Below are 14,015 nucleotides of genomic sequence, written 5' to 3'. Positions count from 1 at the left end.
CCTCCTATATTTTTATTTTTAACTGTGGAACGCTCTACCGCGCTGCGGCCTAAAGCGCTTCAGCCTCAGCGCGTTGGAGAGAACGGAGACCGAGCTGAGCGACATAGCCGCTGCGGCCAGAATCGGGTTGAGCAGAGGGCCGCCGAAAAGATAGAGCACTCCGGCGGCGATGGGGATGCCCGCTGTATTATACGCGAAAGCCCAGAACAGGTTTTGCTTGATGTTGCGGATGGTGCTCTTGCTGAGTTGGATCGCAGTGGGCACGTCCATCAGGTCGCTCCTCATCAAGACGATATCCGCCGACTCCATTGCAACATCGGTGCCCGAACCAATAGCTATCCCAATATCCGCTTGGACCAGCGCGGGGGCATCGTTGATCCCGTCACCCACCATAGCGATTTTGCGGCCCTCCGCCTGGAGCTTCTTCACCTCATTGGATTTGTCCTGGGGCAAAACCTCCGCCAGAACCCTGTCGATACCCACCTGCCTGGCAATAGCGCTGGCGGTTTTAAGGTTGTCGCCGGTGATCATCGCCACGCCGAGGCCCATGTCGCGCAAAACCCGGATAGCGTCCGCACTGCTTTTCTTCACCACGTCCGCCACGGCCACGATCCCCGCGAGTTGACCGTCCAGAACCACGTACATGGGGGTTTTCCCCTCCTCCGCCAGGCGGTCGGACTCGGTTTCCAGATCGCCCAGAGAGATGTCCCGCTCAGTCATCAGCTTCCGGTTCCCCGCGTAGAGGTGGGACCCTTCAATGTCGGCCTCGATCCCCAGGCCGGTGAGAGCTTGGAATTTTTCCGCCCGAAGAAACTCCAGATTTTCTGTTTCGGCCTTTCGGACAATAGCCTCGCCCAAGGGGTGTTCAGAACCTTTTTCGGCGGAGGCCGCCAACTGAAGTAACCGGTCGCGCTCCATCCCCTGAGCCGCGACGACATCCGTGACTTCGGGGTTGCCCTCCGTAATTGTCCCAGTCTTGTCGAAAACGATGGTGTCGATTTTATGGGTGGTCTCCAGCGCCTCTCCGCTTTTGAAGAGAATGCCGTACTCCGCGCCCTTGCCCGTTCCCACCATGATGGCGGTGGGGGTGGCAAGCCCCAGGGCGCAGGGGCAGGCGATGATGAGGACGGAGATGAAGATGGTCAGCGCGAAACTGGCGTTCTGGGTGTACACGTACCAGGCTACGGCTGCGGCGACGGCTAGGACGCACACAACGGGAACAAAAACCCCGGAAACCACGTCAGCCATTTGCGCGATGGGGGCTTTGGAGCCCTGGGCGTCCTCCACCAGCTTGATAATCTGCGCCAAGGCCGTATCGCTCCCCACCTTGGTGGCCTCAAAGCAGATCACGCCGTTTTTGTTGAGGGTGGCGGCGTACACCTTATCTCCCGGTTTCTTGTCCAGGGGGATGCTCTCCCCTGTAAGCATCGATTCGTCCACGGCAGAGTGCCCCTCCGTGATGACCCCGTCCACGGGGATTTTTCCGCCGGGCCTGACCAGGATCACGTGGCCGATCTCCACCTCATCAATGGGGATCTCGGTTTCTTTTCCGTTCTGGATCACGGTGGCGGTTTTGGGCGCGAGTCCCATCAGCTTCTTGATGGCCTCTGAGGTTTTTCCTTTGGAAATGGCTTCGAGAGTTTTACCCAGAAGGATCAGCGTGATGATGACCCCCGCGGATTCGTAGTACAGGTTCTCCACCGCCCCGAAGTTGCCGGTGACAATCTCGTAGCTGGAGTAAAAGCTATACAGCACCGCGGCCGACGTTCCGACGGCGATGAGGGAATCCATGTTGGGGCTGCCCTGGAAAAAGGTCCTGAACCCCACGGTGTAGAAATTGCGCCCCACGATGAGAATAGGGAGGGTGAGGACGATCTGCACGATCACGTAATTCAGGGGATATTGCATCGGCCTAAGGAGCTTGGGGTAGGGGAGCCACCACAGCCACCAAATCATAGAGGTCATAGCTAGATAAAGAAGAGGCGCGCCAAACACGGCGGCGACGATGAACTTTCTCTTTAACGTGCGGATCTCCCTCTCTTTTCTCAACTTATCTTCGTCCACCGCGCCGCTTTTTTCCAACTCCAAGGCCTGATATCCGGCCCCCTCGATGGCGCTCCGTATGGCGGAGAGTTTTGCCAGTCGCGGGTCATAGGAAACTGTGGCCTTCTCCGTGGCGAGGTTCACCGACACGGAGAGTACCCCCTCCACCTTGCCCACCGCTTTTTCAATACGTTTCGCGCAGGCGGCGTAAGTCATGCCGCCGATGGGGATTGTCGCGCTATTTTTAGCGCTTTCCTTTAAGACGTTATAACCCGTGTCCACGATTTTTTGTTCGATATCTCCTATTTTCAATTGTTGCTCGTCGAACTCCACTGACAGCTTTTCCGTGGCGAAGTTGACGGTGGCGCTGGCGATACCCTGGAGTTTGCCGACCGCTCGTTCGATTCGTTTTGCGCAGGCGGCGCAAGTCATGCCGCCGATCGCTACGGTTTGTTTTGTCATGCTAAACTTCCTTTCCCGTTTGTGAAGTATGAGGCCCTATTCCCCCGTTTATCGTTTCCAGTTGGTGAAAATGGCCTTTGCCCGGACCAAAAACTCTCTGGGGATGGTGACGCCCTTTTCATCGGTGGTTTTGTATTTCTCGGTGATGGGGACGGGGTTGCATCCACCGTGAACCACCTCGATATCAGAGGTTCCAAAGCGATTGCCGCAGTTCTGGCACACCAAAAAGTTGCCCTGCTGTTTGTAGTAGCCCCTACCGGATCCATAACAGACCTGACAGGTATTGAAAGCCGTGCGGATGGTGCCATCAAGGGCCCTGACCGCGAAAATTTCTATGTTTGTGCCGTCCACGTTGATCGGATAAAATTTCGCCGTCTCCGTAACCTCCTCAGCAGGGATGAACAGGTCCCCGTTTTCCAGCTCACCCGCGTGTCCCAAAAAACTCATGAGCAAAACCACCGCCGCCGCCATTATCGCCCTTTGACATCCTTTCCGAATCATGATCATTATAATCCGCTCCTTTTCGTGTAATCTGTTTCATGTAATCTGTACGTTTCTATTCCTGATCTTCTTTATCTTCTTTATCTTCATCTTCTTTATCTTCTTTTTGGCCTTCCTTTTGTGCCTTTGCGCTGGCATCTCGCCTCGCGCACAACAGATACGCCACGAGGCCGATGAGCGGCAATACGCAGTGCCAGTGACTCGACAAAAACTCCATGTTCTTTCACCTCTCTCATATGACATTTTAAAAATCAGTGACAACTGCGCTGGGTTTGAACGCGACGTGCCCCTCTGGTCACTAACGTGACGGGACCGGTGGTACAACAGGATCTCCTATTTGCCATGACGAAGCTGGAGTACTGGGCATTCTCCTCGACTTTGTCGCTTTCGTTTGCGGCGTCGAGCAGCTCGAAGATGTCGAAATCCTCCGAGGTGGCAGCGGCGATGTCGGTCAGGACGTCTGGCGGCAATTCGACGGCAAGAATTCCGTCGTCGAAATCACCATTGCCCGCCTCATCGAGAACCGTGATTCTACCCCGAATCATTCCCATCCAACACGTGTAGACAAAGGACCCGCTCCGAGTGGGGGTGAACTCCAGAACGTTGTCACCGGCTTCGAGGGTTTTCTGCATTTTTCCGTATTCGGGGATGATGATCCGGTTGTTGCACCCGTTGAGGGTATCGGGTTCCGCGTGAATGATCCAACGGACGGGAATACCGACTTGAACGGCGATGGGCTCATAGCGTCCCGATGCCAACTCGGTCCTGACGACCTGAACGTCTCCTTCGACTTGAGCGCGGGTCGCCTGTGCGGCGCTGGGGGCAAAACCTGGCAGGGACAGACCCGACAGATTCATTCCGTTTCCGAACATGGCGACGCCTAGGACCACCACCAGGGTAGCGCCCACGGTTATCATTCCGTGGGTGAATTTTTTGCTCAAAAGGGAACTCAGGACGCTCAGACCCAACATGAGAGGGAGGGTTCCCAGGCTGAAAAGGAACATGGAAAGCGCGCCCTCGGTAAAATTGCCCGTGGAAAGGGCGTACAATTGCATAGATTGAAGGGGACCGCAGGGCATTAGGCCATTGAGCAACCCCACGTAAAGGGGCGCGCGTTTGCGGTCGCCGCTGTGGATTTTGTCCGCGAAAAATTTCGGCAGACGAGGGTTTAGCTTCCGAAGCCAGGGGAAGACGTTCAGCATGTTGAGGCCCATGACGACCATGAAGACCCCGACCACGAGCTGCACCCAGCCCCGCGCGTTTCCAGAAAAGCTGACGGCTGACCCCAGTGCCCCCACGACCCCCCCCAGAAACGTATAGGAAACAACCCGGCCCAGGTTATAGAGCGCGCCGGATTGGAGCGCCGCCAACCGCGCTCCTAGTGTTTCCTCTAGAGCGCGCGGCAGGGGAGACCGAGGGGCGAAGGATTGTGAGAGATTAATGCCACCGCACATGGCGACGCAGTGGACCGAGGTGAGAACCCCGATCAGGAACAACATTCCGTACCCCATCTCCGCCTTTGCCTCCGGGAACGCGTAGAAGACGTCGAGGAGGCCGAACCGGTCGAAGAGAGTATAGAGTTCGTAGAGGGCGATCATGACCCATAGGACTTTCAGAAGGTCCGTTTTGGGCGCGTGCTCTTTTGAGTTTTCCGGCTTCACGACGCGGTACTCCAGTGCTTCGATATGCCGTTCGATTGTTTCCATCCCGACTTTATCCGTGTCGTAAGTCACCTGGACGTTGCTCTGAGCGAAGCTCGCTTTGACGTCCGCGACTCCTTCCACGCTCTTCAGTTTTCGCTCGATTCGGCTTTCGCAGCTCACACAGGTCATATTGGCGACGTGAAGAGTTTTCGTTTTCAAATTCTGCGGCATATTCCAAACAGTTCCTTTCAAATTTAAATATAATCTTATTAAATATAATCTTATTTAAATGTAATCTTAAACACAAACTCTGAAACTCTGCCTGGAGAAGTCATGAACAGACATTCTTTCATTCTTTCCTCCGCCATTCTTTCCTCCGCGGTGGAGATAGTATCAAAAACTTTTGTAGAGTTTGTGTAGACTCTTATCACGCGGAACGAATCTCGCGGCATCGAAGTATCCAAGAAGTTTTTCCGAATCGAAGTATCCAAGAAGTTTTTCCGATGCCCTGATCGTCGAAAAAATTACGGCGCGGAAGTCGGCTTTCACCGAATCCCGCGCCACGCGCTCAACGAAATTTATGAGGCGGTTATACGGCCATCTCGGAGGCCGCTATCTCCAGACCCAAAGCGCGAAGGGCCTCGGCAAAAATCCAGCGCAGATTCCGCACGCCATTAGGTGGAAGAGGACCCATGTGCGCCGCCAACTTCGCGCCGCCGAACAAGCCCGTATAGGTGCCTTCCCGCTCCGCCCAAGCCGTGATAGGCAGACTCAAATCGCTTTCACGGGGGTTTCCACAGAGATGGGAAGTCAAGAGCACTCTTTTCACACCCTTCCCATCACTCCCGGAAAGGCCAAAGTCAAGAGGCGAGCAATCCACGAAAAGCGCCGCGCTCACCGCGTCGTCTTTAATTGCTTGGACCGCGTGGGCTGCCGCGCTCGCCCCTTGAGGGATCAAGCCAGAGGCGAGAAGCCCGGCCACGTTGGCCCCCAATCCGTAAAGGCTCTTCAGATTTTCGGCGCAGGCCGCCAGTTGGGTATTAAACTCTATCGCCTTGGACAAAACCGTCATCTTCTGCACCAAAGCGGCCACGTCCGGTTTCGCCTTGCCCCTTAGCGTCTCCGTCTCGAAGGAGGCCAGAAGCTCAGAAATCGCTCCCGGTTCTTGGGCAAAGTCTTTTGCCGCGACAATAGCTTCTTGTTGGAATTCTATAACCGACTTGACAGCCGCGATTTCCTGATCCGTCAGGGATGACCCAAGAAATATCGCTACTTTGCCTTTCAAAATCTCCGACAATTTTTCTATCCCTTGAATCCAATCGATAGTCTTCGTTCCGATCCTGGGTTCCGTCAGTCTGTCTTTCGCCACGTCTTGGAAATGGTAACGACCGCGCAGGCAGGTTAAACCTCGATTGGGGGTGTTCACCGCGTCCATGTCCGTGGCGATTCGGGCAATGCGTGTGCGTTCTTTGTCCATATTTAGCGCCAATTCACAACCCAGAGGGCAATGAGGACAGGTGGTTTTCACCGTCGTCAACGTGTCCTGGTGAGGCAGACGCTCCACTCGCCGCTCCAATAACGCCCCCACGGGGCAAAGCTGGGCGCACAAGCCGCAGAACGTGCAGTCGGAATGCTCCATGTCCTTGTAGAACTGTGGAGACAGAATCGACTCGAACCCGCGTTTGGCGAAATCAATGGCGTGAACTCCGGCCACCTCGTCGCAAACCCGGACACAACGCCCGCAGAGGATACACTTATCCATGTTGCGGACGTAGTAGCGGTTGACAGCCTCTTGTTTGGCGATGTGAGCCCCGGCAACCCTCTCGGGGTGAACTTCCAGATTTATGGCGTACTCTCTCAGCTTGCACTCGTGAACGTCGGGACAGCCGCACTCCATGCAACGGGTGGACTCGCAAAGCGCCTGTTCCCGCGTGAAGCCGTAGTTATACTCGACGTCTGGGGCCTTTAAACGCGTCTCCGCCGGTTCCTCCCGAGGGTGGTTTTGGGGGATTTTCTCCACATGAGTGAAATCCTTCGGTCCCAGATCGGGGTTAGTTACGTCGTACACGAAAGGCTTTTTCGGCGCTCCGAGCTTGAAATATCGGTCCACGGACTCCGCGCACCAATGTCCGTTACCGATGGCCTCAATGGCAATTTTCGCCCCGGTCTGCTGATCGCCGCAAACGAACACTCCGGGCAGAGGAGTGGCGTAGTGCTCGTCCACCTTCATGCGGCGTCCGTCGTGGAGTTCCGCGGGCACGTCGGCAAAATCCACCCCTTGTCCGATGGCGGCGATAACGTTGTCCACATTGAGGACAAACTCCTCCCCCGTGGGGACGGGGCTGCGCCGGCCAGAGGCGTCGGGTTCCCCCAGCTTCATGCGCTCGCACACCAAGCGTTCGACCTTCCCCGCGCCCTCGATGGATTTTGGGGCCGCCAGATAGACGAACTCCACGCCTTCTTCCGTGGCCTCGCGGATTTCCACATCCTCAGCGGGCATTTCCTCCCGGGTGCGGCGATAGACCACGTAGACTTTTTCCGCCCCAAGACGCCGAGCGCTGCGGCAGGCGTCCATAGCAGTATTACCCCCACCCACGACGGCCACGCGGCTGCCAATCTTCATCGGGTCATGGGTGTTGACCGTATAGAGGAAGTCAATGCCCCCCACGACGCCGGGCAAATCCTCGCCTTTCACTCGCATGGAGGAGGACTTCCAGCATCCCATAGCCAGCACAACAGCGTCATAACGGGAGCGCAGGCCGGACAAGGTCACGTCCTTCCCCAGAGCTTTTCCCGTCTCAACTCTCACGCCGTGATCCAGAATCCACCGCGCTTCCTCTTCCACCACCGACGGAGGCAAGCGATAATCCGGAATCCCGTAACGCATCATGCCTCCCAGGGCCTGTTCTTTCTCGTAGACCGTCACGCTGTAGCCTAAACGCCGCGCAAAGTAGGCGAAAGAAAGCCCAGCGGGTCCACCTCCCACGACGGCTATGCTTTTTCCGTTCTCAGCAACTTTGAGAACGTCGCCTAGGGAGCCTTGCTCTCGGGCCCAGTCCGCCACGAAACGCTTGATCTCCCGGATGGAGACCGTCTCGTCCACGAAGTTTCTGCGGCATTTCGTCTGGCATGGAGCGGGGCAAACACGCCCGATGGAGGCGGGCATCGTGATGTGATCGTGTAGCTCGTCCAGAGCCTCTCGAAACTTTCCCTGGGCTGTTAGGTTGACATAGGACTGAACCTTCCCCTGAGCCGGGCAGGCCAGGTTGCAGGGCGGGCGACAATCTCCTACATGGTCGGACAACATCAATTCCAGGGCCAGACGGCGGGCCGCCAATACACGGTTCGTACCCGTGCGGACCACCATATCCGGAGCAATGGCGTTAGTGCAGGCGCGCATTAGAGCGCGCGCGCCCTCAATCTCCACCAAACAGACGGAGCAACCGCCGTGGACGGACAGATGGGGGTCATAACAGAGCGTCGGGATCTCTATACCCGCCTCGCCGCACAGCTCCAACACCTTCTGTCCCGGATACCCATAGACATCTTTCCCGTCGATGGTGACTTTTACCGTTCTATCGATTCTGTTCATCGTCTCTCATCTTCCTCCCTACGCCACCGACGCCTTGGGATCGGTGTCCCCCGAACTCAGTTCTATGCAGGAGACCGGGCAGGTCTTTTTGCAGAGCCCACAGCGCACGCAGACCTCTTCGTCGATGTGGTGCGGGTTCTTCACCTCTCCTGAAATGGCCTTGACCGGACAGACCTTCGAGCAGCGTGCGCAACCGATACAGCGCGACGGGTCGATAGAGTAGCGGATCAATGCCGCGCATACCTTGGCCGGGCACTTTTTTTCGACGATGTGGGCGATGTACTCGTCCCGGAAGTACTTCAGCGTCGTCTGCACGGGGTTAGGCGCGGTCTGGCCCAGGCCGCACAGAGAGCCGTCTTTGATTTGCTCTGCCAGGCTCAGAAGTTTATCGATGTCCTCCAGCACACCCTCGCCTCGCGTAATTCTTTCGAGGATCTCCAACATCCGTTTGGTGCCCACTCGGCAGAATGGGCATTTTCCGCAGGACTCCTTTTGCACGAAGGCCAGGAAAAAGCGCGCCACGTCCACTACGCAGGTGTCTTCATCCATGACCACCATGCCGCCGGACCCCATGATGGCTCCCGTAGCGTTGATGGACTCGTAGTCCACCGGGGTATCCAACAAATGCTCCGGCACACAACCGCCGGAGGGGCCGCCCAATTGCACGGCCTTGAACTTTCGGTCGTTTTCTATGCCCCCGGCGATGTCGTAAATGACCTCCCGTAGGGGCATACCCATGGGGACCTCAGCCAGTCCACCTTTTTTGATCTTACCAGCTAGGGCGAAGACCTTCGTCCCCTTGCTGCGGCCGTGCCCGTAGCGATTGAAGGCCTCGGCCCCGTGGAGCAGAATCCAGGGCACATTGGCGTAGGTCTCCACGTTGTTGATGTTCGTAGGCTTTTTCCAGACCCCGCTGTTGGCTGGAAAGGGTGGACGAGGACGGGGCATACCCCGCTGTCCCTCGATGGAGGCGATCAGCGCCGTCTCCTCGCCGCAGACGAAGGCGCCGGCCCCTTCTTTGACATAAATGTCGAAATCGAAGTCCGGGTCCCCCAGAATACCCTTCCCCAAAAAACCCCACTCCCGAGCTTGTCCTAGGGCGATATCCAGATGCTGAATTGCCATAGGATACTCCGCGCGGCAGTAGATGACCCCATGAGACGCTCCCACAGCGTAAGCTCCGATGGTCATGCCCTCAATGACGCTGTGGGGGTCGCTTTCCAGAACGGAGCGGTCCATAAACGCGCCGGGATCGCCCTCGTCCGCGTTACAGACCATGTATTTGTCGGTTCCGTTGGGGTTCGACGCATTGGCTTGCGTACCCTTAGCGTCGCGGGCAAAGCGCCACTTCATCCCCGTGGGAAATCCCGCCCCGCCTCTACCTCGAAGACCGCTGTTCAGCACTTCTTTGATGACCTCGTCCCGGGACATTTTCTGAACGGCCTTGGCGAGACCCTGGTAGCCCTCTCGGGCGATATACTCATCCACGTTTTTAGGGTCGATGAGCCCGCTATTGCGCAGGACGATGCGTACCTGCTTCTCCATGCGAGAGTTTTCGCTACCGCTATCGCTGTCTTGCTTTCCCGTTCCGTCGGTTAGGATCAGGTGTTCTTTCACAATTTTGTTCCCATTGACGTGCTCATCCACGATCCGGCGGAGAATCTCCACGTTCACCTTGCCGTAGGTGTAGTTTTTCCCGTCGCGTTCTACACCCACCAGAGGCTCCATGTAGCAATAGCCAATGCAGCCCACTTTCTTGATCTCCACATCCTCGCGGCCGGCCAAAAGCCTTTCGAGTTCCTCGGCAACGGGAAGCGCGCCGGAGGCCACTCCGCAGCTAGCCAGCCCAATTGTTACCGTCGTCTTGCTCAATTTGTTCAACGCGACACCCCCAGATATGACTCTTTCAAATTATGACTCTTTCAAATAAAGCTTTTTCAAATATGGCTTCTAATATGACTTCTAATATGACTTCTAAAGCGCGTATTAACAGCTCTATTGCGCTTTCCGCAGATCTTCCAACACAGCGACAGCTTTTTCAGGCGTCAGGCGACCGTGAACATCGTTACCCACCAACATCACCGGAGCCAAGCTGCAACATCCCAAACACGCCACGTATTGGAGGGTGAACATCAGGTCCTCCGTGGTTTCGCCGTCGTGAATCCCCAGCGATCTTTCCAGTTGTTCCGCCACCCGTCCGGATCCTTGAACGTGGCAGGCCGTTCCTCGGCACAGGCGGACGACGTATTTTCCCTGGGGCTGGAAGCGAAACATGGCGTAAAACGTCGCGACCCCGAAAAGCTCCGCCGCCGAAATCCCCAGCTCGGTGCCCACGTACTCCACGGCCTCCTCGGCCACGTAGCCGATCTCCTTTTGTACATCCGCCAACAGCGGTATAGCCACGCCCACCTTACCGCGATACCTCTCGATGATCGGGGTGAGTCGAGTCTCCAGGTTCGAGATGGTTCCCGCAATAGCCGCAGTCATTAAAACATCAGCTCCTCTACCTTCTCTTGTGATATTATTTGAGATGTTGGAATAAGCATTATTTAGTGTATCGTCATGGAGACATGAACGCAAGACGGTTTTTTCAATTTATCAAGCTATTGTGAGTGGACCAACGGAGGAGGCTTATGCCGGCAAGAAGTACAATGTTCGTGAAATCGATTATTGGGCTAATGGAGATCGAGTCTGTAGATTCAAAAGAACCATCCTCGGTTAAAATCCGAGATTCAGAAGCCTGAGATTTTCGAGAGGAGGTTTTTCGGGTGAACGAAAAATTATTTTTATCGCTCGCGTATGGAGCCGCTTTCACGAGTGGTGAGCGCGCGGTGGCCTTCTCCGACTTGGAGAGCCTGACGCCGGGGTTCAAAGAAGGTGACGCGTGGCTGCGCAAAAACGCTTTGGAAGGGAAAGCGGGATTCGGGTGGCTCAACCTACCCAAGCGTAATGTGGACGACGTTCTGACTTTGTCGCGCTGGCTAGGTACGCGAGACTCCATCGTTCAAGTGGGGATCGGGGGCTCCGCCTTAGGTAACTTGATGCTCCACGGCGCGCTTTTGCCGCCTTACTGGAACGAGCTCTCCAAAGCCAAGCGAGGGCATCCCCGTTTTTTTATGTCCGACAACGTGGATCCCGTGGACAACCGGGCAATCTGGGAGCTGATCGATCCCGAAAGTACCGCCGTTATCGTCGTCAGCAAGTCAGGCAGCACGGCGGAGACCGCTTCGAACTTTTTGTTCTTTTGGGAAAAACTCCGGGATACCTTGGGCGAGGCGGCGGCCTGCGAGCGAGTGATCGTGGTGACGGACAAGGAAAAGGGTATTCTGCGTCCCTTCATTGATGAGACGGGCTGCAAGAGCCTGATTCTTCCCGAAGACGTGGGGGGCCGTTTTTCCGTTCTCTCTTGCGTGGGGTTGCTTTCGGCATGGGCGTTGGGCATCGACTGCAAGGCCCTTCTTGCTGGGGCGGCTGCTATGGACGAGGCGCTCGCCAAGGCCGAGACGGTTTTGGAGAATCCCGCGTGGATCCTTTCGGGGCTTTCTTACCTCCACATGAACGAAGGTCGTAACATCGACGTTCTGATGCCCTACCTCGACGCGTTGGAGAAGTTCTGCGAGTGGTTTGCCCAGCTTTGGGGCGAGTCCCTGGGCAAGGGAGGGCACGGCTCGACGCCGGCGCGGGCCCTGGGGGCCATCGACCAGCATTCTCAGATCCAGCTTTACACATCGGGGCCGGACGATAAATTCTACACGGTCCTCACCGTGAACCAGGGGCACAAAGATATCGCCCTACCCGCGGTCCCAGAGAAAGCGTTCGAGAAACTTTCCTATCTTTACGGAAAGTCTATGGACGAGCTGCGCAACTTCGAGGCCTCCGCCACGGTCGCAGCTTTGGCGAAAGTGGGCCGTCCCGTGGTTACGCTCTCAGTTCCCCTGTTGGACGCGTACCATCTGGGAGGACTGATTCAGTTCTACGAATACATGACGGCCATGACGGGGTGGCTGATGCGGATCGACCCCTTCGACCAGCCCGGCGTGGAGCAGGGCAAGAACTACACCTACGGACTTATGGGTCGCGGAGGGTACGAGACTCAGGCGCAGGAAGTGCGAAATCTCTCCGCCAAGATAGCAGAGCGGGTGGCAACTCTCTGAATTCTAAAGGGAAATTCTCCCAAAGCGTAAAACGATGTGAGATGTGAGATGATAGATGTGAGATGATATAAGAGGAGAATGAGTGAACCGCGGTTCTAAGACGCGGAAGCTTTTAGGAGCTGCGGTTCATTTTCTACTTTTCTATTGTGGTTATAGTTCACAATTATAGTTCACAATTTCGGATATCTTTTGGAGTTTGGGCTTAACGAGGAGAAGCACCTCTCGAATCACATACTCACAAAATAGGCAATATAGGGAATCAGGCTATCGCACCATGCCTCGAACATCTTTGCCGAGGTCAACTGTCCCACGGTAAAATAGTCATCTGCGGCTCCTCCAAGAGAGTCGTCGAGAAGAGCTTTTTTATACAAAAATATCGGTAGAGTGTAGATTAATTCCTGCTTTTCCTGAGATTTTTGCGGAGGTGAGGCATAATAAAACCCCGCTCCACTTCCCATTGATCGTTTCAGCTTGGGTTTATATCCCAACGCCATCATGCCGTCTTCGCGTTCAAAGAAGGTCACGACGGTGTCTATATTCCCCAAAAGGCCGGCAGGAAAGTCCACACGCCGCTTTCGAGTATATCCATCACCCAGCAGATCTTTGTCGCTGTCTAAAGACGCCCATACTGTTATATCGCTCAACTTCTCCATATGCCGCACGTACCCCACGAACTTGCGTCCCAGGGATTTCAGGCGAGGATCACCGATTTTGAAGCTTAAGGGTTTTTCCAGTTGCCCGGCGCGCCAAATTTCGTCGGTGAACTCCGCACCATCCTCTCCGCAGTAGGAGAAGCCCAGTAATATCGCCGCAGCCATGATACGCACTGGCCGATACCACCTGGCGATGTTTGCCCCGTTCAACTTGCGAAGCGCGCCGGTTCTTACCAGGTCGTCAATACCGCATCGGTTTTCGACGAAGAGCAGCCCTTTCTCAGAAACTGTCTTGTTTTCCCTTTCGTTCAGTGGGAAAAAAGGACGGAAAAAACCGCTCCCCTTTTCCTCTCCCGTAAGATCCGAGATCCAAATGCGAGAGCGTTTTTCCTCCGGCAAGAGAGAAAATTCGCTTTTATCGAAAACGATAGCCGGAGCGTGCAACACCCTTTCGAGGGTCACGGAGAACCTCCAAAGGTACGTTTTAAAAGGAGTGTACACGGCGTATTCCGATAAAATACGCTGTAGAGGCGACAACAAATTTGATAACGTATAATTGATGATCGATCCCCTTTTTTTCCCCTTGATAGAAAGGGTACGGTCGAGGTTTTCCAGCCAATTGAGTCGTATGAACTTTTTCTTGTTCTGGGTTTTGTTAAAAATTACCAGCCTAGGAGAAAGGCCTTTCGTCCAAATTTGCAGGACCAGGTTTTCGTCTACCTCGTAAGAGCTGATAATTTCTCCTTTGTCATCCATTTTGATTATCCATTTTGATCATCCATTTTTGTCACTCATTACGACTCACACAACCGAACCTTTCCTCATTAAAAATCTCTGAAAATTTCTCTTGGATTTTTTAAATTCATAACTTCGCGTGCGCCTCTTATTATACTGAGGGCAATCCATATTGAGCTGTAATCGTGATGGAACTCACTAATATTTTGAAATAGATTTTGAAATAACACGC

The 14,015-nt window shown here is 55.1% G+C and carries 9 protein-coding genes; 1 reads left to right on the top strand and 8 read right to left on the bottom strand.

All coding sequences use genetic code 11. The features are described from left to right. Positions 1 to 18: 18 nt before the first annotated feature. From LBJ36_05270 to nuoE, 7 genes are all read right to left on the bottom strand, one after another. A complete protein-coding gene (locus tag LBJ36_05270) occupies positions 19 to 2,505 on the bottom strand; it encodes a heavy metal translocating P-type ATPase (GenBank protein ID MDR1378443.1) in 2,487 nt (828 codons plus the stop codon). A gap of 48 nt (positions 2,506 to 2,553) precedes the next feature. Beyond that, a complete protein-coding gene (locus LBJ36_05265) occupies positions 2,554 to 3,012 on the bottom strand; it encodes a DUF2318 domain-containing protein (GenBank protein MDR1378442.1) in 459 nt (152 codons plus the stop codon). A 49-nt stretch (positions 3,013 to 3,061) separates the two neighbouring features. Further along, on the bottom strand, positions 3,062 to 3,223 hold the full coding sequence (locus tag LBJ36_05260) for a hypothetical protein (protein MDR1378441.1): 162 nt from the start codon (positions 3,221 to 3,223) through the stop codon (positions 3,062 to 3,064). A gap of 34 nt (positions 3,224 to 3,257) precedes the next feature. Then, positions 3,258 to 4,880 (bottom strand): sulfite exporter TauE/SafE family protein, encoded by a 1,623-nt coding sequence (locus LBJ36_05255; GenBank protein MDR1378440.1) that lies wholly within the window; start codon positions 4,878 to 4,880, stop codon positions 3,258 to 3,260. A gap of 358 nt (positions 4,881 to 5,238) precedes the next feature. Beyond that, positions 5,239 to 8,241 carry an FAD-dependent oxidoreductase gene (locus LBJ36_05250; protein ID MDR1378439.1) on the bottom strand — a complete coding sequence of 1,001 codons (3,003 nt, stop codon included), beginning with the start codon at positions 8,239 to 8,241 and terminating at the stop codon, positions 5,239 to 5,241. A gap of 18 nt (positions 8,242 to 8,259) precedes the next feature. Next, positions 8,260 to 10,113 carry an NADH-quinone oxidoreductase subunit NuoF gene (locus tag LBJ36_05245; GenBank protein ID MDR1378438.1) on the bottom strand — a complete coding sequence of 618 codons (1,854 nt, stop codon included), beginning with the start codon at positions 10,111 to 10,113 and terminating at the stop codon, positions 8,260 to 8,262. Between the two features lie 123 nt (positions 10,114 to 10,236). After that, a complete protein-coding gene (gene nuoE / locus LBJ36_05240) occupies positions 10,237 to 10,728 on the bottom strand; it encodes an NADH-quinone oxidoreductase subunit NuoE (protein ID MDR1378437.1) in 492 nt (163 codons plus the stop codon). Between the two features lie 281 nt (positions 10,729 to 11,009). On the opposite strand from nuoE, the gene LBJ36_05235 reads away from it, so the two are divergent. Next, entirely contained in the window at positions 11,010 to 12,395 is a 1,386-nt protein-coding gene (locus LBJ36_05235) for a glucose-6-phosphate isomerase (protein MDR1378436.1), read from the top strand. A 227-nt stretch (positions 12,396 to 12,622) separates the two neighbouring features. Here the strand turns inward: LBJ36_05235 and LBJ36_05230 are convergent, their stop codons facing one another. Further along, entirely contained in the window at positions 12,623 to 13,804 is a 1,182-nt protein-coding gene (locus LBJ36_05230) for a hypothetical protein (protein MDR1378435.1), read from the bottom strand. Between the last annotated feature and the right edge of the window lie 211 nt (positions 13,805 to 14,015).

The organism is Synergistaceae bacterium, from assembly GCA_031267575.1.
In the GTDB taxonomy this organism is placed as follows: domain Bacteria; phylum Synergistota; class Synergistia; order Synergistales; family Aminobacteriaceae; genus JAIRYN01.
Note: the sequence above shows the minus strand (reverse complement) of the source record. Positions and strands in the feature narration are given on the sequence as shown.